The organism is Flavobacterium endoglycinae (genome assembly GCF_017352115.1).
Lineage (GTDB): Bacteria > Bacteroidota > Bacteroidia > Flavobacteriales > Flavobacteriaceae > Flavobacterium > Flavobacterium endoglycinae.
The window spans coordinates 1,362,711-1,385,286 of sequence record NZ_CP071448.1 but is presented as its reverse complement, the minus strand read 5'-3'; the positions used below and the strand labels follow the sequence as shown (position 1 = coordinate 1,385,286).

The 22,576-nt window shown below is 34.9% G+C and carries 15 protein-coding genes and 1 tRNA gene; 14 read left to right on the top strand and 2 right to left on the bottom strand.

What is annotated here, in order from left to right:
- Positions 1-55: 55 nt before the first annotated feature.
- From J0383_RS05855 to J0383_RS05805, 11 genes are all read left to right on the top strand, one after another.
- A tRNA-Trp gene (locus J0383_RS05855) sits at positions 56-126 on the top strand.
- A 19-nt stretch (positions 127-145) separates the two neighbouring features.
- Entirely contained in the window at positions 146-343 is a 198-nt protein-coding gene (secE, locus tag J0383_RS05850) for a preprotein translocase subunit SecE (protein WP_207297501.1), read from the top strand.
- 11 nt (positions 344-354) lie between these two features.
- Positions 355-906, top strand: coding sequence for a transcription termination/antitermination protein NusG (gene nusG / locus J0383_RS05845; RefSeq protein WP_207297500.1), 552 nt, complete (start codon positions 355-357; stop codon positions 904-906).
- Between the two features lie 68 nt (positions 907-974).
- Positions 975-1,412 carry a 50S ribosomal protein L11 gene (gene rplK / locus J0383_RS05840; RefSeq protein ID WP_008466923.1) on the top strand — a complete coding sequence of 146 codons (438 nt, stop codon included), beginning with the start codon at positions 975-977 and terminating at the stop codon, positions 1,410-1,412.
- 13 nt (positions 1,413-1,425) lie between these two features.
- The gene (gene rplA / locus J0383_RS05835; protein WP_008466920.1) at positions 1,426-2,115 is read left to right on the top strand and encodes a 50S ribosomal protein L1; all 690 of its coding nucleotides are present in this window, start codon (positions 1,426-1,428) and stop codon (positions 2,113-2,115) included.
- A 22-nt stretch (positions 2,116-2,137) separates the two neighbouring features.
- Positions 2,138-2,641 (top strand): 50S ribosomal protein L10, encoded by a 504-nt coding sequence (gene rplJ, locus J0383_RS05830; protein ID WP_207297499.1) that lies wholly within the window; start codon positions 2,138-2,140, stop codon positions 2,639-2,641.
- A gap of 96 nt (positions 2,642-2,737) precedes the next feature.
- A complete protein-coding gene (gene rplL, locus J0383_RS05825) occupies positions 2,738-3,109 on the top strand; it encodes a 50S ribosomal protein L7/L12 (protein WP_207297498.1) in 372 nt (123 codons plus the stop codon).
- Between the two features lie 266 nt (positions 3,110-3,375).
- A complete protein-coding gene (rpoB, locus tag J0383_RS05820) occupies positions 3,376-7,188 on the top strand; it encodes a DNA-directed RNA polymerase subunit beta (protein ID WP_207297497.1) in 3,813 nt (1,270 codons plus the stop codon).
- A 289-nt stretch (positions 7,189-7,477) separates the two neighbouring features.
- Positions 7,478-11,785, top strand: a complete 4,308-nt coding sequence (gene rpoC, locus J0383_RS05815; protein ID WP_207297496.1) for a DNA-directed RNA polymerase subunit beta' — start codon at positions 7,478-7,480, stop codon at positions 11,783-11,785.
- Positions 11,786-11,795: 10 nt separating this feature from the next.
- Entirely contained in the window at positions 11,796-12,107 is a 312-nt protein-coding gene (locus J0383_RS05810) for a DUF3467 domain-containing protein (RefSeq protein ID WP_008466913.1), read from the top strand.
- A 307-nt stretch (positions 12,108-12,414) separates the two neighbouring features.
- Positions 12,415-13,152 (top strand): hypothetical protein, encoded by a 738-nt coding sequence (locus J0383_RS05805; protein WP_207297495.1) that lies wholly within the window; start codon positions 12,415-12,417, stop codon positions 13,150-13,152.
- 67 nt (positions 13,153-13,219) lie between these two features.
- On the opposite strand, the gene J0383_RS05800 is transcribed toward J0383_RS05805, so the two are convergent.
- Both J0383_RS05800 and J0383_RS05795 read right to left on the bottom strand, forming a co-directional pair.
- Positions 13,220-14,812 (bottom strand): peptide chain release factor 3, encoded by a 1,593-nt coding sequence (locus tag J0383_RS05800; RefSeq protein ID WP_207297494.1) that lies wholly within the window; start codon positions 14,810-14,812, stop codon positions 13,220-13,222.
- Between the two features lie 147 nt (positions 14,813-14,959).
- Positions 14,960-16,399 (bottom strand): alpha-amylase, encoded by a 1,440-nt coding sequence (locus J0383_RS05795; RefSeq protein WP_207297493.1) that lies wholly within the window; start codon positions 16,397-16,399, stop codon positions 14,960-14,962.
- Positions 16,400-16,854: 455 nt separating this feature from the next.
- On the opposite strand from J0383_RS05795, the gene J0383_RS05790 reads away from it, so the two are divergent.
- From J0383_RS05790 to J0383_RS05780, 3 genes are all read left to right on the top strand, one after another.
- Positions 16,855-18,285 carry a peptidylprolyl isomerase gene (locus J0383_RS05790; protein ID WP_207297492.1) on the top strand — a complete coding sequence of 477 codons (1,431 nt, stop codon included), beginning with the start codon at positions 16,855-16,857 and terminating at the stop codon, positions 18,283-18,285.
- Positions 18,286-18,363: 78 nt separating this feature from the next.
- A complete protein-coding gene (locus J0383_RS05785; protein WP_207297491.1) occupies positions 18,364-19,317 on the top strand; it encodes an AAA family ATPase in 954 nt (317 codons plus the stop codon).
- Between the two features lie 411 nt (positions 19,318-19,728).
- Positions 19,729-22,500 carry a bifunctional aconitate hydratase 2/2-methylisocitrate dehydratase gene (locus J0383_RS05780; protein ID WP_207297490.1) on the top strand — a complete coding sequence of 924 codons (2,772 nt, stop codon included), beginning with the start codon at positions 19,729-19,731 and terminating at the stop codon, positions 22,498-22,500.
- The last annotated feature ends 76 nt before the right edge of the window (positions 22,501-22,576 follow it).

Below are 22,576 nucleotides of genomic sequence, written 5' to 3'. Positions count from 1 at the left end.
TTCTATTAAAATAAATAAAAAGCCAGTGATTATTTTTTAATCACTGGCTTTAATTACGGGCGTAGTTCAAGGGTAGAATAGCGGTCTCCAAAACCGTTGATGGGGGTTCGAATCCCTCCGCCCGTGCAATAAAAAAATATATCAAATGACAAAAGTTACTAATTATTTATCAGAGGCTTTCGAAGAGTTGAAGTCAAATGTTACTTGGCCTTCTTGGGCAGAAGTACAGAAATTAACAATTGTTGTTGCTGTATTTTCGGTTTTATTTGCTTTAGCAACTTGGGGAGTTGACGAATTTTTTGCAAAAGCTTTGGCTGGATTTTTTAACTGGTTAAAAGGGTAAATTTTTTTGTGATGGCAGATAATAATGTGAAAAAATGGTATGTGGTAAGAGCTGTAAGCGGCCAAGAAAACAAGGTAAAAGCTTACATTGAAACGGAGATTGCCAGATTAGGTATGGAAGATTATGTTTCCCAAGTTTTAGTTCCTACTGAGAAAGTAGTTACTGTAAAAGAAGGGAAAAAACTATCTAAGGATAAAGTTTATTTTCCTGGATATGTTATGATCGAAGCAAACCTAGTTGGTGAGATACCTCATATTATTAAGTCTATTACAAGTGTAATTGGTTTCTTGGGGGAAGTTAAAGGTGGAGAGCCTGTTCCTTTGAGACTTTCGGAGGTTAATCGTATGTTAGGTAAAGTAGATGAGCTTACTGTTAATACAGATACTCGTTCTATACCATTCAGCCTTGGAGAGACTGTTAAGGTTATTGATGGACCTTTCAACGGATTTAATGGATCTGTTGAGAAAATCAATGAAGAAAAGCGTAAACTTGAAGTAATGGTTAAGATTTTCGGAAGAAAAACTCCATTAGAATTGAGTTTTATGCAAGTTGAAAAAGTATAATTTTTTGTTACACTATAATAAACCATTGTAATCGCTTCCAATTGATTACAGTGTTAAATTTTTTAAAAATGGCTAAAGAAATTAGTAAGGTAGTTAAACTACAAGTTAAGGGAGGTGCTGCGAACCCGTCGCCACCGGTTGGACCTGCTTTAGGAGCTGCTGGGGTTAATATCATGGAGTTTTGTAAGCAATTTAATGCTAGAACTCAAGATAAACCTGGCAAAATTTGTCCAGTGCAAATCACTGTGTACAAAGACAAATCATTTGATTTTGTTGTTAAGACTCCTCCAGCAGCAGTTCAGTTAATGGAAGCTGCAAAGCTAAAATCTGGTTCTGGTGAGCCTAATCGTAAAAAAGTAGCTAGCGTTACTTGGGAACAAATTAGAACTATTGCTGAAGACAAAATGCCAGACTTAAACGCTTTCACAATTGAGAAAGCTATGAGTATGGTTGCTGGAACAGCTAGATCTATGGGTATAACTGTATCAGGAGATGCTCCTTTTTAATTAAGAAAAAGAAATGGCAAAATTAACAAAAAAGCAAAAAGAGGCTGCTTCAAAAATTGAAAAGAACAAATTATACTCTTTAAAAGATGCTGCTGCATTAATTAAGGTGGTTGCTTCTGCAAAATTTGATGAGTCTGTTGATATCGCAGTTCGTTTGGGTGTTGATCCAAGAAAAGCGAATCAAATGGTTAGAGGTGTAGTTACTTTACCTCACGGAACAGGAAAAGACGTTAAAGTATTAGCATTGGTTACTCCAGATAAAGAAGCTGAAGCAAGAGAGGCTGGAGCAGATCACGTTGGTCTTGACGATTACTTACAAAAAATTAAAGACGGTTGGACAGATGTTGATGTGATCATTACTATGCCTGCTGTTATGGGTAAATTAGGTCCATTAGGTCGTATTTTAGGACCTAGAGGTTTAATGCCAAACCCTAAAACAGGTACAGTAACTATGGATGTTGCTAAAGCTGTTCAAGAAGTTAAAGCTGGTAAAATTGACTTTAAAGTTGATAAAACTGGTATCGTTCACGCTGGTATTGGTAAAGTTTCTTTCGGAGCTGAGCAAATCGTTGAGAACGCACACGAAATTATTCAAACATTAATAAAACTTAAACCAACTGCTGCTAAAGGTACATACATCAAAGGTATTCACCTTACAAGCACAATGAGTCCTGCTATTGCATTAGACCCAAAAGCAGTATAATTGGTAGTTAAAAATTTTTAGTATGACTAGAGAAGAAAAATCAATCGCGATTGAAAATTTAACTGCGCAGTTAGCTGGTACAAATATCATTTACATTTCTGATATTTCTGGTTTAAACGCAGAGACAACTTCAAGCTTACGTAGAGCTTGTTTCAAAGCAGGTATCAAATTAGAAGTTGTTAAAAATACTTTGCTTGCAAAAGCAATGGAAGCTTCTTCTAATGATTATGGTGATTTACCTACAGTTTTATCTGGTAATAGTGCTATATTCATTTCTGATGTTGCTAATGCACCTGGAAAAATTATCAAAGATTTCCGTAAGAAATCTGATAAACCAGTTTTAAAAGGAGCTTACATCAATTCTGAAGTTTACATTGGAGATAACCAATTAGATGCGTTAGCTACAATTAAATCTAAAGAAGAACTTATTGGAGAAATCATTGGATTATTACAATCTCCAGCTCAAAGAATTATTTCTGCTTTACAAAACAAATTCGCAGGTAGCGAAGAAGAAACTGAAGCATAATAATCAACGCAAGGAAGTTTGTTGCTTCCATGCTGCTTAATTAGCGCACAATAATTAAATTATATTTTTACAAATCATTTTAAACGATAGAAGAAAATGGCAGATTTGAAACAATTCGCAGAACAATTAGTTAACTTAACAGTTAAAGAAGTTAACGAATTAGCAACAATATTAAAAGACGAGTACGGAATCGAGCCTGCTGCTGCTGCTGTAGTAGTTGCTGCTGGTGGAGGAGACGGTGCTGCTGAAGAAGCACAAACTGAATTTACAGTTGTATTGAAAGATGCAGGAGCTTCTAAATTAGCTGTTGTAAAATTAGTTAAAGAATTAACTGGTTTAGGTCTTAAAGAAGCTAAAGACGTAGTTGACGGTGCTCCAAGTAACGTTAAAGAAGGAGTTTCTAAAGAAGAAGCTGAAGGTCTTAAAAAATCATTAGAAGAAGCTGGAGCTGTAGTTGAGCTTAAATAATTCAACTCGGTTTTAAGAACTAGGTTTAGGTCCTGAGTTAACACTCAAAGGCCTAAACCATTTTTCGTATAATAAAATACATTAAATTTTATTATCAAATAGTTTAAAATACGAAAAAGTTTTTGATCAATACGAAGACAAAAAATGAATCCGATTTTATTGGTTTATTTTTAAAGATGTATTGGTTTTAAAAAGAAAGTATAAACTAAGCAGTGTGTTTTTACACAAAACAAATTACTTTTTTTTAATCAAAATTTTGTCCATTGATGATAACAAATCAGACTGAAAGATTGAATTTTGCCTCTACAAAAAATATTCCTGACTATCCAGACTTCTTGGATGTTCAGGTTAAATCTTTTAAAGATTTCTTCCAATTAGAAACGAAATCTGACGAAAGAGGCAACGAAGGGTTATACAACACCTTCATGGAAAACTTTCCAATTACAGATACGAGAAATAACTTCGTATTGGAGTTCCTAGATTATTTTGTTGACCCACCACGTTATACAATTCAAGAATGTATAGAGAGAGGTCTTACTTATAGTGTGCCATTAAAAGCTAGGTTAAAACTATATTGTACAGATCCAGAACACGAAGATTTTGAAACAATTGTACAAGATGTTTATCTTGGAACAATCCCTTATATGACTCCAAGCGGTACCTTTGTAATCAATGGTGCTGAGCGTGTAGTAGTATCTCAATTACACCGTTCTCCAGGAGTTTTCTTTGGACAGTCATTCCACGCAAATGGAACTAAACTATATTCTGCAAGAGTTATTCCTTTTAAAGGATCTTGGATAGAATTCTCTACTGATATCAACAGCGTAATGTACGCCTATATCGATAGAAAGAAAAAATTACCTGTAACAACTTTATTCCGTGCTATTGGATTCGAAAGAGATAAAGATATCTTGGAGATTTTCGACTTAGCGGAAGAAATTAAAGTATCTAAAACAGGAATTAAAAAATATATTGGAAGAAGACTTGCTGCACGTGTTTTGAACACATGGCACGAGGATTTCGTAGATGAGGATACTGGAGAGGTAGTTTCTATCGAACGTAACGAAATCATCCTTGATCGTGATACGATTATCGATAAAGATAATGTTGAAGAGATCATTGATTCTAACGTTAAATCTATTTTGTTACACAAAGAGGATAATAACCAAGCAGATTATGCTATTATCCACAATACATTACAAAAAGATCCAACTAACTCTGAAAAAGAAGCTGTAGAGCACATTTACCGTCAGTTGCGTAACGCTGAACCGCCTGATGAGGAAACTGCTCGTGGTATTATTGATAAATTATTCTTCTCTGACCAACGTTATAACTTAGGTGAAGTAGGTCGTTACAGAATGAATAAAAAATTAGATTTAGATATCCCTATGGATAAGCAAGTGCTTACTAAAGAAGATATCATTACAATCGTAAAATATTTGATCGAATTAATTAACTCTAAAGCAGAGATTGATGATATTGATCACTTATCAAACCGTCGTGTAAGAACAGTTGGAGAACAATTGTCTCAACAATTCGGTGTTGGTTTAGCACGTATGGCTAGAACTATTCGTGAGAGAATGAACGTTAGAGATAACGAGGTGTTTACACCAATTGATTTGATTAATGCTAAAACATTATCATCAGTTATCAACTCTTTCTTTGGTACTAACCAGTTGTCTCAATTTATGGATCAAACGAATCCATTAGCTGAGATTACACACAAAAGAAGACTTTCTGCACTTGGACCAGGTGGACTTTCTAGAGAAAGAGCTGGTTTCGAGGTTCGTGACGTTCACTATACCCACTATGGTCGTTTATGTCCGATTGAAACTCCTGAGGGACCAAATATTGGTTTGATTTCATCTCTTGGGGTTTATGCTAAAGTAAACGGAATGGGATTCATCGAAACTCCATACCGTAAAGTAACAGATGGTGTTGTTGATTTAGAAAGCGCACCAATTTACTTAAGTGCTGAAGAAGAAGAAGGAAAAATGATTGCTCAGGCAAACATTGAAATGGATGATAATGGTAAAATTACTGCTGGTAATGTTATTGCTCGTGAAGAGGGTGATTTCCCAGTTGTTGAACCAAGTTCAGTACATTATACAGACGTTGCTCCTAACCAGATCGCTTCGATTTCTGCATCTTTGATTCCTTTCTTGGAGCATGATGATGCGAACCGTGCGTTGATGGGATCGAACATGATGCGTCAGGCAGTTCCTTTGATCCGTCCTGAAGCACCAATTGTAGGTACAGGTTTAGAGCGTCAGGTAGCTTCAGATTCTAGAGTATTGATCAATGCTGAAGGGCATGGAACTGTAGAATATGTTGATGCTAACATCATTACTATCAAATACGATCGTACAGAAGACGAGAGAATGGTAAGTTTTGATGCTGATGAGAAAACGTATAACTTAATTAAATTTAGAAAAACCAATCAAGGTACAAGTATCAACTTGAAGCCTATCGTAAGAAAAGGTGATAGAGTTGTTCCTGGACAAGTATTATCAGAAGGATATGCTACTCAAAATGGAGAATTAGCTTTAGGTAGAAACTTAAAAGTTGCGTTCATGCCATGGAAAGGGTATAACTTTGAGGATGCGATTGTAATTTCTGAAAAAGTAGTTCGCGATGATATCTTTACATCTATCCACGTTGATGATTATTCATTAGAGGTTAGAGATACTAAGTTAGGAAATGAAGAGTTAACAAACGATATTCCTAACGTTTCTGAAGAAGCTACTAAAGATTTAGATGAAAACGGTATGATCAGAATTGGAGCAGAGGTTAAGCCTGGTGACATTTTGATCGGAAAAATTACACCAAAAGGAGAATCAGATCCAACTCCAGAGGAGAAATTGCTTCGTGCAATCTTCGGAGATAAAGCTGGTGACGTAAAAGATGCTTCATTAAAAGCTTCTCCATCTTTACATGGTGTAGTTCTTGACAAAAAATTATTTGCAAGAGCCGTAAAAGATAAACGTAAACGTACTCAAGATAAAGATGCTTTAGGCGCTTTAGAAATGGAGTTTGAAACTAAATTTGTTGAATTAAAAGATAGATTGGTTGAAAAATTATTCTTGATCGTTAACGGAAAAACATCTCAAGGTGTAATGAACGATTTGGGTGAAGAAGTTTTACCAAAAGGTAAAAAATATACTCAGAAAATGCTTTATGCAGTAGAAGATTTCGCTCACCTAAGCAAAGGTCAATGGGTTGCCGATGACGCTACTAATAAAATGGTTAATGATTTGATTCATAACTATAAAATTAAGCTGAACGACTTACAAGGATCTTTAAGAAGAGAGAAATTCACTATTACAGTTGGAGATGAATTACCATCTGGAATCTTGAAATTAGCTAAGATTTATATTGCTAAGAAACGTAAATTGAAAGTAGGGGATAAAATGGCGGGTCGTCACGGTAACAAAGGTATTGTTGCTAGAATCGTTCGTCATGAAGACATGCCTTTCCTTGAAGATGGAACACCAGTTGATATCGTGTTGAACCCACTTGGGGTACCATCACGTATGAACATCGGTCAGATTTATGAGACTGTATTAGGTTGGGCTGGTATGAACTTGGGTAGAAAATTTGCTACTCCAATTTTTGACGGTGCTTCTCTAGACGAGATCAATGCTTTGACTGATGAGGCTGGAGTACCACGTTTCGGACATACTTACCTATATGATGGTGGTACTGGAGAGCGTTTTGCACAAAAAGCGACTGTGGGTGTAATTTATATGCTTAAATTAGGACACATGGTTGATGATAAGATGCACGCACGTTCTATCGGACCATACTCATTGATTACGCAACAGCCACTTGGAGGTAAAGCTCAATTTGGAGGTCAGCGTTTTGGAGAGATGGAGGTTTGGGCACTTGAGGCTTATGGAGCTTCTAGTACACTACGTGAGATCTTAACTGTTAAGTCTGACGACGTTATTGGTAGAGCTAAAACTTACGAAGCTATCGTTAAGGGTGAAACTATGCCAGAACCAGGTTTACCAGAGTCATTCAATGTATTAATGCACGAATTGAAAGGTCTAGGATTAGATCTTCGTTTGGAAGAATAATAAAAGTTTTTAGTCGCAGTTTCAGTATTCAGTTTAACGCTGAAAATTGAGACTGCTGGCTATTACAAATAATATTAAAGTTTTTAAGATTTATACCCGTAACCCGTTCCGATTTTTTATAATAATGCAGGGCATTTTATAACTAGCACTTCAAATAATAGTTTGAGGTTTAGAGAAGTAAACCGAGGTAGGCGCGATGATTTAACTCTTTCTGAAAGTAATTTTTGAAAGATGGAGATTAGGAAATCTAAAATCAATTTTTAACAGCAGTAAATCAATAGTAAAAACTATGATCAATAATAGAAACAATAAAGATAAAAATCCAGTAAAAAGATTTAACAAAATCTCTATTGGATTGGCTTCACCAGAATCTATCTTGAAAGAATCAAGAGGAGAGGTTTTAAAGCCAGAAACAATCAACTATAGAACTCACAAGCCAGAGCGTGACGGACTTTTCTGCGAAAGAATCTTCGGACCAGTAAAAGATTTTGAATGTGCTTGCGGTAAGTATAAAAGAATTCGTTACAAAGGTATCATCTGTGACCGTTGTGGTGTTGAAGTTACAGAGAAAAAAGTACGTCGTGATAGAGTAGGACACATCAACCTTGTTGTGCCAATTGCTCACATTTGGTACTTCAGATCTCTTCCAAACAAAATTGGTTATATCCTTGGTCTTCCATCTAAGAAATTAGATATGATTATTTACTACGAAAGATACGTAGTAATTCAGCCAGGTATCGCTAAAAATGCAGATGGAGAATCATTACAAAGATTAGATTTCTTAACTGAAGAAGAGTACTTAAACATTTTAGATACTCTTCCGCAAGAAAACCAATATTTAGACGATTTAGATCCAAATAAATTTGTTGCCAAAATGGGAGCAGAGTGTATTATGGATTTATTAGCTCGTATTGACTTAGATGCTTTATCTTATGAATTAAGACACAGTGCTAACAACGAGACCTCTAAACAAAGAAAAACTGAAGCTTTAAAAAGATTACAAGTTGTTGAGTCTTTCCGTGAGTCTAACGAAAACCGCGAAAACCGTCCAGAGTGGATGATTATGAAAGTGGTTCCAGTTATTCCACCAGAATTACGTCCGCTTGTGCCACTTGATGGAGGTCGTTTTGCAACTTCAGATTTGAACGATTTATATCGTCGTGTAATTATCCGTAACAACCGTTTAAAAAGATTAATGGAGATTAAAGCTCCAGAAGTTATCTTAAGAAACGAAAAACGTATGTTGCAAGAATCTGTAGATTCATTATTCGACAACACACGTAAAGCTTCTGCTGTTAAAACAGAATCAAACAGACCATTAAAATCATTATCTGACTCATTAAAAGGTAAACAAGGACGTTTCCGTCAAAACCTTTTAGGAAAACGTGTGGATTATTCTGCTCGTTCGGTAATTGTCGTTGGTCCAGAGTTAAAATTATATGAGTGCGGATTGCCAAAAGATATGGCTTCTGAGTTATACAAACCATTCGTTATTCGTAAGTTGATCGAAAGAGGTATTGTAAAAACAGTAAAATCTGCTAAGAAAATCATTGACAAAAAAGAGCCTGTAGTTTGGGATATCCTTGAAAACGTAATTAAAGGACACCCAGTATTACTTAACCGTGCTCCTACTTTGCACAGACTTGGTATTCAAGCATTCCAGCCAAAATTAATTGAAGGAAAAGCGATCCAGTTACACCCATTAGTATGTACGGCATTCAACGCCGATTTCGATGGTGACCAGATGGCGGTTCACTTACCATTAGGACCAGAGGCTATTTTAGAGGCACAATTATTAATGTTAGCTTCTCACAATATCTTGAACCCTGCAAATGGTGCTCCAATTACTGTACCTTCTCAGGACATGGTCTTGGGTCTATACTATATGACCAAAGAACGTATTTCTACAGAAGATCACAAAATTATTGGCCAGGATTTGACTTTTTATTCTGCTGAAGAAGTAAACATTGCATTAAACGAAGGAAGATTAGAATTGAATGCTCGTGTGAAAATTAGAGCAAAAGATTTTAATGAGAACGGAGAATTAGTGTACAAAATCATCCAGACAACTGCAGGACGTGTATTATTTAACGAAGTAGTACCTGAAGCAGCTGGATATATCAACGACGTATTGACTAAGAAAAACCTTAGAGATATTATCGGACACATTTTAAGTGTGACTGATGTACCTACAACGGCAGCTTTCTTGGATAATATGAAAGATATGGGGTATAAATTCGCATTTAGAGGAGGTTTATCATTCTCTTTAGGTGATATTAGAATTCCAGAACAAAAAACGAAGTTAATTGCAGATGCTAGAGAGCAAGTTGAAGGTATCTCAACTAACTATAACATGGGTCTTATCACAAATAACGAGCGTTACAACCAAGTTATTGATGTGTGGACTTCAGCAAATGCTCAGTTAACAGAGTTAGCAATGAAAAATATTAGAGAAGACCAACAAGGTTTCAACTCTGTATATATGATGCTTGACTCTGGGGCGAGGGGTTCTAAGGAGCAGATTCGTCAGTTAACTGGTATGCGTGGTTTGATGGCTAAGCCTAAAAAATCTACTGCCGGTGGTGGTGAGATTATTGAAAACCCGATTCTTTCTAACTTTAAGGAAGGTCTTTCGATCCTTGAGTACTTTATTTCTACTCACGGTGCTCGTAAAGGTCTTGCGGATACGGCTCTTAAAACGGCCGATGCTGGTTACTTAACAAGAAGGCTTCATGACGTTTCTCAAGATGTTATTGTCAACATCGAAGATTGTGGAACTTTAAGAGGTGTTGAAGTAGCTGCCTTGAAGAAAAACGAGGAAATCGTTGAATCTTTGGGTGAGAGAATTTTAGGACGTGTTGCATTGCAAGACGTTATTAATCCTCTTACTAACGAGATCATGGTTAGATCTGGAGAGCAAATTACGGAATCAATTGTTAAGACTATCGAGGCTTCTCCAATTGAGAAAGTTGAAGTTAGATCTCCATTAACTTGTGAAGCTTTAAAAGGTATTTGTGCTAAATGTTACGGTAGAAACTTAGCTACTGGTAAGATGACACAAAGAGGTGAAGCTGTCGGAGTTATTGCAGCTCAGTCTATTGGAGAGCCAGGTACACAGTTAACACTTCGTACGTTCCACGTTGGAGGGGTTGCTGGAGGTATCTCTGAAGAATCTAGCATTGTGACAAGATTTAACGGACGTCTTGAAATTGAAGATTTAAAAACAGTTAAAGGTGAAGACAGTGAAGGTAATGAAGTTGATATTGTAGTTTCACGTTCAACAGAATTGAAATTAATTGACGAAAAAACCGGAATTGTTTTAAATACGCATAACATCCCTTACGGATCTAGTATTTTTGTAAATGATGGTGATGTAGTTACTAAAGGAACCGTAATCTGTAAATGGGATCCTTATAACGGTGTAATTGTTTCTGAATTTACTGGTAAGATTGCTTACGAAGATTTAGAGCAAGGACAATCGTTCATGGTTGAGATCGATGAGCAGACTGGTTTCCAAGAAAAAGTAATTTCTGAAGCTAGAAACAAAAAATTAATTCCAACTTTATTGGTTTACGGTAAAGAAGGTGAATTGATTCGTTCATACAACTTACCAGTAGGTGCACACTTAATGGTTGAGAATGGCGAGAAAATTAAAGCAGGTAAAGTATTAGTGAAAATCCCTCGTCGTTCTTCTAAAGCAGGCGATATCACGGGAGGTTTACCAAGAATTACCGAGCTTCTTGAGGCTCGTAACCCTTCTAACCCAGCAGTTGTATCTGAAATTGATGGTGTTGTATCTTTTGGAAAAATTAAGAGAGGTAACCGTGAGATCGTTATCGAATCTAAATTTGGTGAGATTAAAAAGTATCTAGTGAAACTTTCTAGCCAAATCTTAGTACAAGAAAATGACTTCGTAAGAGCGGGAGTTCCATTGTCTGATGGTGCAATTACGCCAGATGATATCTTAAGAATTCAAGGACCAGCTGCTGTACAACAGTACTTGGTAAATGAAATTCAAGAGGTTTACCGTTTACAAGGGGTAAAAATTAATGACAAGCACTTCGAGGTTGTAATCCGTCAGATGATGCGTAAAGTAAAAGTGGAAGATCCAGGAGATACTCTATTCTTAGAAGATCAATTAATTCACACTAAAGACTTTATCCTTCAAAATGATAAATTATATGGTATGAAAGTGGTGGAAGATGCAGGAGATTCTTCTGTATTGAAACCAGGTCAGATCATTACACCTCGTGAATTACGTGACGAGAATTCATTATTGAAACGTACAGATAAAAATCTTGTTGTAGCAAGAGATGTAATTACTGCAACTGCAACGCCAGTTTTACAAGGTATTACAAGAGCTTCGTTACAAACTAAATCATTCATCTCTGCTGCTTCGTTCCAAGAAACGACAAAAGTACTTAACGAGGCTGCTGTAGCTGGTAAAATAGATGATTTAGAAGGATTAAAAGAAAATGTAATTGTTGGACACAGAATTCCTGCGGGAACTGGTATGAGAGAATACGATAATACTATCGTAGGATCTAAAGACGATTACAACGAAATGATGGCTAATAAAGAAGAATACATTTATTAATTAGGAAACTATGAGTAATCCGAAACAACAACAAGAGCAAATTAACATTGAGTTAGACGAAACTGTCGCAGAAGGAATTTATTCTAATCTGGCGATTATTAATCACTCATCATCAGAGTTTGTTTTAGATTTTGTGAGCATTATGCCCGGTATTCCTAAAGCCAAGGTAAAATCAAGAATCGTCTTGACACCACAACATGCTAAAAGATTATTAAGAGCAATAGGTGAAAATATTCACAGATTTGAAGCAGCCCACGGCGAAATCAAAGAAACGGAACAAGCACCAATACCGCTTAATTTTGGTCCAGCAGGACAAGCATAAACTTTAAAGCCCCAGTAATGGGGCTTTTTTATTTTTAGGATTAAGAGAAAATTGCAGTTTGTCTGATTTAAATTACGTTTGTCGACTAAATTTCTTTTCATTGTGAAATTGTTTTAATTTTCCAGTTGCCTAAAGATTAATTTTTGAAATATAATGACTTAGTAAGGTTGATTTAATTCAAATTAAAAAAAAGCGCTAATATTTTTATTAGCGCTTTTTTTATTTCCTTCCCAACCTTTTTATCAAAAAAGCACTCTATATAAGTAAATGATCCTTTTAATGGATTTTAACTTTAAAATGATAGGATATGAGAAAGAAATTCACCTTAGAAATAACAAGTCCTTGCTCTGAAAATTTTGATAAAATGATTCCTAATTCAAATGGCTCATTTTGTAATTCTTGCATGAAGAATGTCATTGATTTAAGTCAAAAGACGAATTCTGAAGTAGCTAAATTCATCTCAGAGAACAAAGACAAAAATATCTGTGCTAGATTAAAAACAGTCCAGCTTGAGGAAGAATTTCAATATAATGAAACTTCTAAAATCAACACTTTAAAATATGCTGCCGTTGCTGCATCTATTTTACTGGTATCCAATGTTAGTGGTCAGGAAAAAGAACCCATTAAAACCGAAATAAATAATCCAAAACCTATTGATTATAGGGTAGGAAGAGTTGCTTTCAGTCAAACAGAAAATCAAGAGATTTCAATAATAATCAAAGGGAAATTATTAAATGCTAAAACTAATAGACCATTTGACCTAAATAATTTTCCAAATTTGATGTTGACCATTAATGATTCAGAAAGTACAATAAAAATGAGTTCCTCAGGTGATTTTTTAATTCCAGTGAAAGTTTTAAAAGACAGTAAAACTCTTTCTATTACGATTACAGCAAATGATTATTACCTTTCTAAAACTATTCCTTTTGATGTAAAATCAGTTAAGAAAAGCATATTGTCGCAAAATATTGTTATTGCTGAAGAAGAACTTTCAAAAGTTGTTATTATGGGAGGATTAGGAGTCAACTATATACCTGAAAAATAGAACTAAAATAACTTTATAAAAAAAGGCTGTCTAAAATTTAGACAGCCTTTCGTGATTTTATTAAAGTTTAATCAAACTCTGATGTAAAGAATAATTTTACGGTTGGATATTTACTTTGCGTCATTTGAATGGTAAAATCAGAATCCGCTAAGAATACTAACTGACCATATTTATCATGAGCCAAGAATTTCTGTTTGATACGTTTAAATTCTTTGAATTCTTCATTTTTTGCATCATCTGGTTTTACCCAGCAAGCTTTATGAACAGGGAAATTTTCATAAGTACATTTAGCTCCATATTCGTGCTCTAAACGGTATTGAATTACCTCATATTGAAGTGCTCCAACCGTTCCAATTACTTTACGATTATTCATTTCTAAGGTAAATAGCTGAGCCACACCTTCATCCATTAACTGATCAACGCCTTTTTCCAATTGCTTAGCTTTCATAGGATCGGCGTTGTTGATGTATCTAAAGTGCTCTGGAGAGAAACTAGGAATCCCTTTAAAGCTCATGATTTCACCTTCTGTTAAAGTATCACCAATTTTAAAGTTTCCGGTATCATGCAAACCTACAATGTCACCAGGATAAGAAACATCTACAATTTCTTTTTTTTCAGCGAAAAAGGCATTCGGACTTGAGAATTTTAAATTTTTCTTCTGACGAACATGGTAATAAGGCTTATTTCTTTCAAAAGTTCCAGATACAATTTTGATAAATGCCAAACGGTCACGGTGTTTTGGATCCATGTTGGCGTGGATTTTAAACACAAAACCAGACATTTTTTCTTCTGTTGGCTCAACTGTACGAGTCTCAGAATCTTTTGCTCTTGGAGATGGAGCAATTGTAATGAAACAATCTAATAATTCACGAACTCCAAAATTATTCAAAGCCGAACCAAAGAATACAGGCTGGATTTTTCCATCTAAGTAATCCTGACGTTCAAATTTTGGGTAAACTTCATCAATTAATTCTAATTCTTCACGAAGTTTATTAGCTGCTTTTTCGCCCACAATTTTATCTAGTTCTGGATTATTCTGAACATCAGAAAAAGCAATTGTTTCTTCAATATTTTTACGGCTGTCTCCGCTGAAAAGGTTAATGTTTTCTTCCCATAAGTTGTAAATTCCTTGGAAATCATAACCCATTCCGATTGGAAAACTCAGAGGAGTAACTTTTAAACCTAATTTTTGCTCTACTTCATCCATTAGATCGAAAGCATCTTTACCTTCACGATCTAATTTGTTGATGAAAACAATCATCGGAATGTTACGCATTCTACAAACGGCAACCAGTTTTTCAGTTTGTTCCTCAACCCCTTTTGCAACGTCGATTACAACAATTACGCTATCAACAGCAGTTAAAGTTCTAAAAGTATCTTCGGCAAAATCCTTGTGACCAGGAGTATCTAAGATGTTGATTTTTTTATCTTTATAATTAAAAGCAAGCACAGAAGTCGAAACCGAGATACCTCTTTGGCGTTCGATTTCCATAAAGTCACTCGTTGCTCCTTTTTTAATTTTGTTATTTTTTACAGCTCCTGCTTCTTGAATTGCACCTCCAAATAAAAGTAATTTCTCTGTTAATGTCGTTTTACCGGCATCGGGATGCGATATAATTCCAAATGTTCTTCTGCGTTGTATTTCTTTTAAAAAGCTCATATTTCGTATAAATAGGTTGCAAAAGTACTATTAAATACGGCTTTATAAAAATATTCAGTTCTTAAATTTGGAAGTCTTTCTTTTAACTGGATTTTCGAACAAAAAAATAAGGCTGTTTTGCAACAGCCTTACATAGTCATTTTTAAATTACTGATTAATTGACCAAATTGAATATCCTTTTGGAGGACATTGTATTTTTACCCATTTGTCTGCTTGTGTAGTTGGGTACCAAGTTGAGTTTCCTGTAAAATCTTTAATTTGAGTATTGGCCCAGTTGGTCTGAATCCATCTTTCCTGCCAAACATCTGAATTGTTAATATAAACTACTAATCCTGGATTTCCGTTATAACCGTTTCTTCTCGCCACATATTCATCATTATCAGAATATAAAATGGAAGTTGTTCCAGTTGCTTTATTGTTATGAATCCAGATTAGGTTGTTCAGTTTATTTTTATCTAACCATTCTTCATAATCTCTATAGAAAATGGTCGGATAACCTTCGTGAGTTAATATATAGGAGTACGCTAACAATTTGTTCCAAATTTCATCTGTATCGTGATTAGTTACAAATGTCACGGCTTTGTATGGGTTACGTTTCCACATCATGTCATCATTTAACAAAGCCAAATTGTTTCCGTCAAAAGCGTCATTCATTTTATAGTAACATGCAAAATCAAAAACAGAACTGTTGGCATTGTTTGCCCAGTCATTTAATACATTTACATTGGAATCCCATAATTCTCCAACCGAAAATCCGCCAACATTAGCATTCCATGCATTTACAACCCATGCACCAAAACCTTTTACGTAGTCAAATCTCCAGCCATCAAATTTCATGGTATTTTTATAATATTTTCCAACACCATCAGCTCTAAGCCAAAGCCAGTTTTGAACATTTGGTGCAGCATGGCATAAATCAGGAAAACCTCCGAAAGAACCTTCGTCATTGTTTCCGTAACTATTTTTGTAAAAATCATTATAGTTGCGAGGAAACTTACCCGAAGCAACTCCTGTAAAATTAGTCCACGTGTTGGTTCCCGTAAATGGATTTGCTTCAGATTGTCCGCCGCTGTTATGGTTAATTACGATATCTGCATAAACTTTGATGTTTTCGTTATGAGCGGCAGTGATCAAATTTATCAATTCGGTTTTCGACCCAAATCTTGTTTCAATACTTCCGTTTTGGTTGTAATCTCCAAAATCAAAATAATCTGTTGGGTCGTATCCCATAGAAAATGCACCATTCTGTGCTTTTGAAGCTGGCGGAAGCCAAATCGAACCAATTCCGGCATTTCCCCAAGCGGTTACTTTACTGCTTACGGTATTCCACCAGTTTCCACCAGCAGGAACATCCCAATAAAATGCCTGCATCATAACACCGCCGCCAGGGTTGTCTACATATTTTCCGGTTAGAGAAGAGGAAGTACCTGTACTAAACGGTTTTCCATCGTGATGCGTTACATTAATAATTTTAAACTGCTGGCTTTCTGCTTTAGCATCATTGTCATTTGTCTCATTTTGAGAACATGAATACAAAAATGCCGATGTGACGGCCATCAATAAGAATCTTGAAATAGGTTTTTTCATAATAGATGTGGTTAAGGTTAAATTAATAAAGTTTCGTAATTATTAATTTTTACGCCTTAAAATATAGGTATTTATATTTTTAAGCATAATAAATTATTAATTACGCATCAAAAGTAGTTTTTTTTTGAAGTGAATTTATTTTGTAAGAAAATAGTTTGAAGCGAAAACGTTGTAGTGTTAAAAACTTTTCTAAACGATATAGTTGAGGCTCTTTTTTCGATGACTTAAATAATATAGAACATACTTTTGTAAACAAGTGTTTTATTGGATTTTATTTTAATCCATATAATTTTTTGTTAATACTATAGCCGATAGTTGTATTATGTAATTGAATTGTTATTTTTGTTCGTTATTAGTTATAAGAACTAAGGTTTATTGATAGACTTTTAAAATTCTAAAAGTTTAAGATTGAATTAAATACCAAGCGATTTTACATTAAAATAAAATTTGAATAAATGTTATTAAAAAAATTACAGCCAAAAACAATTGATTACAAGTTTGTAATGATGTTTTGTTTTTCACTTTTTTTCACGTCAATTGTGTCAGCACAAGAAATAATTCCTGATGTTGTGGCTGAAAAACCAGCAGAAACTCATTCAGGTGGAAAGCTTAAAATTGATGGTATTATTGCGACAGTAGGAGATTATATCGTTTTGGATTCTGATATTGACAAAGGCTTTTTAGAAATCACAAGTCAAGGAGGAAGTATAAAAGACATTACAAGATGCCAAATGCTTGGTAAACTTTTAGAAGATAAATTATACGCACACCAAGCTATTCAAGATAGTATTATTGTTAGTGATGCCGAAGTAAGAAGCATGATGGAAGAGCGTCTGAATTACATGATTCAGCAGGTTGGGAATATTGATAAAGTAGTGGCATACTATAAAAAAAGTTCAGTAGAAGAGTTTAAAACATATTTTGCAGATATTTTAAAAGAGCAAAAACTCGCTTCGGAAATGAGAGATAAAATCGTAAAAGATGTAGAAATCACTCCGGAAGAAGTTCGTAATTTCTTTAAAAAAATACCAAAAGACGAATTGCCGACTTTTGGTGCCGAAATGGAAGTAGCACAGATTGTAGCCGAACCAAAAGTTTCTAAAGAAGATAAGCAAAAAGTAATCGACCGATTAAATGCAATTCGAAAAGATGTTTTGGAAGGGTCAAGTTTTGCTACTAAAGCCGTTTTATATTCACAAGATCCAGGATCGGCTCCAAATGGAGGATATTATAAAATGACTCGTAAAACACCTTTCGTAAAAGAGTTTAAAGATGTTGCGTTTAGTTTACAAGAAGGTGAAATTTCACAGCCATTTGAAACATCTTTCGGTTTCCATATTATTATGGTAGACAAAATTAAAGGACAAGAAGTAGAATTACGTCACATATTAATTGCTCCTGTAGTTTCTGAAAGTGCTTTAAAGGATGCAAAAGAAAGATTAGCCAATGTTAGAGCTAAAATTATGAACAAAGAAATTTCGTTTGCAGATGCAGCAAGAGCAGAATCTGATGAAAAAGAAACTAGAGCAAACGGAGGAACTTTAGTAAATCCAAATACTCAAGATACTCGTTTTGAATTGACAAAAATGGATCCTACTTTATATGGTCAGGTGTCAAATTTAAAAGATGATGAAATTTCTCAGCCACTTTTAAATACAGATGACAGAGGAAAGAAAACATATAAACTAATCACTGTTACCAATAGAATTGACGAACATACAGCTGATTATGCTAAAGATTACACTAAAATTAAAGAATTAGCATTAAAAGAAAAACAAATCAATGCAATTGCAAAATGGTTTGATGCTAAAATTAAAGACACCTACATTAAGATTATTGGTGAATATAGAGACTGTAGTTTTGCTAATAACTGGTTAAAAAAATAATTTTTATTAAATAAATAAAAAGAGTTAGTTTTATGAATTCATAAAGTTAACTCTTTTTAATTTTAAATACACTCATAAATGTCTGACGTAACAGCAATTCACAATTTAGTTCAGAAACGAAGCGAATTAAAAAACGAAATAGCAAAAATCATTGTAGGGCAGGATGCCGTTATAGACCAAATTTTACTATGTATATTTTCAGGCGGACACGCACTTTTAATTGGTGTTCCCGGTTTGGCAAAAACCTTAATGATAAATACTTTGTCTCAGGCTTTAGGTTTAGATTTTAAAAGAATTCAATTTACTCCGGATTTAATGCCGTCGGATATTTTAGGAAGTGAAATTTTAGATGAAAACAGACATTTTAAATTCATAAAAGGACCAATCTTTTCAAATATTATTCTTGCTGACGAGATCAACAGAACGCCGCCTAAAACGCAAGCGGCATTATTAGAAGCCATGCAGGAACGTTCTGTAACCATTGCTGGGCAGAATTATAAATTAGACTTGCCCTATTTTGTATTGGCAACTCAAAACCCAATTGAGCAGGAAGGAACTTACCCGCTTCCAGAAGCGCAATTAGATCGTTTTATGTTTGCAATTAAATTGGAATATCCCACTTTTGAAGAAGAAGTAAGAGTAGTTAAACAAACTACATCGGATAATAAAGTAGATATCAAACCATTGTTTACGGCTCAGGAAATTATAGATTTCCAACATCTAATCCGCAGGATTCCAGTGGCAGATAATGTTATTGAGTACGCGGTAACTTTGGTGAGCAAAACACGTCCTGACAATGCTTTGACAAATGATTTCGTGAAAAACTATTTAGATTGGGGCGCGGGACCAAGAGCTTCGCAGAATTTGATTCTGGCTGCAAAAGCACATGCCGCTTTCAATGGTAAATTTTCACCAGATATTGAAGATGTTCAAGCAGTAGCAACAGGAATTCTTCGTCATAGAATTATCAAAAATTACAAAGCCGATGCAGAAGGAATTACTGAAGAAGCAATCATTAAAAAGCTGATGTAATTTTTAAATATCATACTTCATAAAAATCCTGATAATGCGTTATCAGGATTTTTTGTTTTTAAGCAAAAATAACTCAAATTCTGGGGAATTCTAAATTCGACAAGTGTCAGAAAAAAGACTTCAAAGTATCAACTATAACGTTATAAATTCTAATTTAGAAAGGTTCTTTTCTAAAATAGAGGTAAAAATCTCACTTCCTTTATAACATCAAATTTCGACTTTGTTAAAGAAAAGATTTTTAAATGTTAATAATTCATTATTTTAATATAAAATTGATTTTTTGACAAAAACAAGCAGTGAAAATCGTTTTTTAGCAATAATAATTTTTGAAATGGCTTGTTCTATTAAATTTTTTTTAATTATCGTGTTTAATGCTTAAATTTGCCTCAAAAAAATAAATCCGCTTTTATTATGAATATTTATCAGGATTATCTTCAAGAAATTGAAGAAAGAAAAAATCAAGGGTTACACCCAAAACCAATTGATGGAGCTGAGTTATTAAGCGAAATCATTTCTCAAATTAAAGATGTTGATAACGCATACCGCGAAGACTCTCTTAAGTTTTTTATTTACAATACATTACCGGGTACTACAAGTGCTGCAGGTGAAAAAGCAAAGTTTTTAAAAGAAATCATTTTAGGTCAATCTGTTGTAGAAGAGATTACACCTGCTTTTGCTTTTGAATTATTATCGCACATGAAGGGTGGACCTTCAATTGAAGTGTTGTTGGATTTAGCTCTAGGAAATGATGCTTCTATTGCTAAAGAAGCGGCCGAAGTTCTTAAAACACAAGTATTTCTTTATGATGCAGATACTGACCGTTTAAAAGAAGCGTTCAAAAATGGTAATCCGTTCGCTAAAGAAATTATTGAAAGTTATGCAAAAGCTGAATTCTTCACTAAACTTCCTGAAGTGCCTGAAGAAATTAAAGTTGTTACCTATATTGCTGGTGAAGGAGATATCTCTACAGATTTACTTTCTCCAGGAAACCAAGCTCACTCTCGATCAGATCGTGAACTTCACGGTAAATGTATGATTACGCCTCAAGCACAAGAGGAAATTCAGGCATTGCAGGCAAAACATCCAGATGCAAGCGTGATGTTAATTGCTGAAAAAGGTACAATGGGAGTTGGTTCTTCTAGAATGTCAGGTGTAAACAATGTGGCACTTTGGACAGGAAAACAAGCAAGCCCATACGTTCCATTCGTAAATATTGCTCCAATTGTTGGAGGTACAAATGGTATTTCTCCAATTTTCCTTACTACAGTTGATGTTACTGGAGGTATAGGGATTGACCTTAAAAACTGGGTTAAAAAATTAGATGCAGATGGAAAACCTGTATTGAACGAAAACAACGAGCCAATTCTTGAGCAAGCTTATTCTGTGGCTACAGGAACTGTTTTGACAATCAATACTCAAACTAAAAAATTATACAGTGGTGATCAAGAATTAATTGATATTTCTAGATCATTTACTCCTCAAAAGAAGGAATTCATTAGAGCTGGAGGATCTTACGCAATTGTATTTGGTAAAAAACTGCAGACTTTCGCTGCTAAAGTATTAGATATCGAAGCTCCTGCTGTATTTGCTCCATCAAAAGAAATTTCTAACGAAGGACAAGGTTTAACCGCAGTTGAAAAAATCTTCAACAAAAATGCTGTTGGAATTGCTCCAGGAAAAGTGTTGCACGCTGGATCTGATGTTCGTGTAGAAGTAAATATTGTAGGTTCGCAAGATACTACTGGTCTTATGACAGCTCAAGAATTAGAGTCTATGGCTGCTACAGTGATTTCTCCAATTGTTGATGGTGCTTACCAATCGGGTTGTCACACTGCTTCGGTTTGGGATAAAAAAGCTCAGGCTAACATTCCTAAATTGATGAAATTCATGAACAACTTTGGTTTGATTACAGCTCGTGACCCAAAAGGTGTTTATCACTCAATGACCGATGTTATCCATAAAGTACTTAATGATATTACTATTGACGAATGGGCAATCATTATTGGTGGTGACTCTCATACTAGAATGTCTAAAGGTGTTGCTTTTGGTGCTGACTCAGGAACGGTTGCTCTTGCATTAGCTACTGGTGAGGCTTCTATGCCAATTCCAGAATCTGTAAAAGTAACTTTCAAAGGAGATATGAAAGAATATATGGATTTCCGTGATGTGGTTCATGCTACTCAAGCTCAAATGCTTAAGAAATTCAACGGTGAGAACGTATTCCAAGGTAGAATCATCGAGGTTCATATCGGAACTCTTACTGCTGACCAAGCGTTTACATTTACAGACTGGACTGCAGAAATGAAAGCAAAAGCTTCTATCTGTATTTCTGAAGACGATACTTTGATCGAGTCATTGGAAATTGCTAAAGGCAGAATCCAAATCATGATCGACAAAGGAATGGATAACGACAGACAAGTTCTTCAAGGTTTAATCAACAAAGCAGATAAGAGAATTACTGAAATTAAATCTGGTGAAAAACCAGCTTTAACTCCAGATGCAAATGCGAAATATTATGCTGAAGTTGTAGTTGATTTAGATGAAATCGCTGAGCCGATGATCGCTGACCCAGATGTAAATAACAAAGATGTTTCTAAACGTTATACTCACGATACTATCAGACCATTATCTTTCTATGGCGGAGATAAAAAAGTAGATCTTGGATTTATTGGTTCGTGTATGGTTCACAAAGGAGATATGAAAATCCTTGCTCAGATGTTGAAAAATGTTGAAGCACAACAAGGAAAAGTTGAATTTAAAGCTCCTCTAGTAGTAGCTCCTCCAACTTACAACATTGTTGATGAGTTGAAAGCAGAAGGTGACTGGGAAGTTTTACAAAAATACTCTGGTTTCGAATTTGACGACAATGCTCCTAAAGGTGCAGCTCGTACTGAATACGAAAATATGTTGTATTTAGAGCGTCCAGGATGTAACCTTTGTATGGGTAACCAAGAAAAAGCGGCTAAAGGAGATACAGTAATGGCAACATCTACTCGTTTATTCCAAGGAAGAGTTGTAGAGGATAAAGAAGGTAAAAAAGGAGAATCATTACTTTCATCTACTCCAGTTGTGGTTCTTTCTACAATTTTAGGCAGAACTCCAACTATGGCAGAATATACTGCTGCGGTAGACGGAATCAATTTGACTAAGTTTGCACCTTCTAACAAACAGTTAGTAATGTAATCAGAAGATTATTTAAGAATATTTTAAAAGCCCGAGTCGTAAAACTCGGGCTTTTTTAGTAATAATTGTTCTATTT